We start from the raw sequence: 1,303 nt of genomic DNA, 5'->3' as shown, positions 1-1,303 counted from the left end.
CCCGGTGGAATACCGGACCCAGGTTCTCGAAGTCGCCTGACAAATTATTTAGTGTCTAACTTTTTTGGTTCAGTTCAGAAAAGCGGTTTTTTGTTGTCAAATTGACACTATATTTTACCGAAAAACTATCCTATATTTTTTTTTGCGAAGGTTAAACATATTCTACATAACTCCGATATACTCATAAACCATACAGCACTATACCTTTCGTCATTTCATGAAAAAGGAGGAGTTGGGACAAAAACCTCAATTTACCCTCATCGTCCGTCACCACGTTTTGTTAGTCATCAGGAGAGGAATAGGTAGTGAAATTGAAAAAGTTAATGTTGTCTCTAACAGTAGTGTTGTTCGTACTTAGTTTGAACATGTCAAAAACGGGAGCGCAAACGATGAACCCACTCGACGGTGTGAAAAACTATCAAGTATATTACGGTCATCCGAACGAAACGATCATCAAAGACATGCAAAACTATGATCTCGTCATCATCGAGCCGCTTCATTACACGAAAGCTCAAGTTGAACAGATCAAGTCACGCGGTACGAAAGTGCTCGGTTATATTAGTGTCATGGAAGTCGCGACGTGGAACACCGGTCTCATGTCAAAACTTCAGTCAGGTGATTTCTTCACGCGTAACGGACAGCGTGTCCATTACCCGGAATGGGATTCGTACTTGACGAATATCGCCTCGACACATTTCCAAGGGCTGTTGCTCACGGAAATCCAAAACCAAGTCGTGGCCAAAGGGATCGACGGCGTGTTCATGGACACGGTCGGCGATATCGACAACGAACATTTGAACAACCCGACCGTGCTCAAGCAGCAACGTGACGGACTTGTCAACTTCTTGAAAGAGGCCCGTGCGCGTTACGGCAACATCGCCATGGTCCAAAACTGGGGCTTTGATACATTGGAGACGTCGACGGCGACGTACGTGGACGGCATCATGTGGGAAAGCTTCAACGCCGACACGATCAAGAGCGACGCCTGGTCACAAAACATGATCAAGAAGTTGCAGGCGGTCGACGCCAAGCATTCGGTGAAGACGCTCACGATTTCGACGCGTCAAAGCGCGGAGAGCCATAAGCTCGCGAAAGACTCAGGATTCATCCACTTCCATGAAGCGGACGAATACGTGAATTGGAACGCCGGTCTCGTGACGCGTACGGCGGACGCGACACCGACGGCACCGGTACAGACTCAACCAGTTACGACGACAACGGCCAAACCGGCCGCTGAGACGACGACTGCGCCGAAGACGGAAACAGCCGTAAAACCAGCCGCTGAGACGACGACTGCACCGAA

At 48.5% G+C, this 1,303-nt stretch carries 1 protein-coding gene; it reads left to right on the top strand.

The features are described 5' to 3' along the window. Positions 1–389: 389 nt before the first annotated feature. On the top strand, positions 390–1,303 hold a 914-nt coding region (locus tag L971_RS14580), incomplete at its 3' end, for an endo alpha-1,4 polygalactosaminidase (protein ID WP_197053187.1).

It is taken from the genome of Exiguobacterium sp. ZOR0005 (assembly GCF_000798975.1).
Classification (GTDB): Bacteria; Bacillota; Bacilli; order Exiguobacteriales; family Exiguobacteriaceae; genus Exiguobacterium; species Exiguobacterium aurantiacum.
Note: the sequence above shows the minus strand (reverse complement) of the source record. Positions and strands in the feature narration are given on the sequence as shown.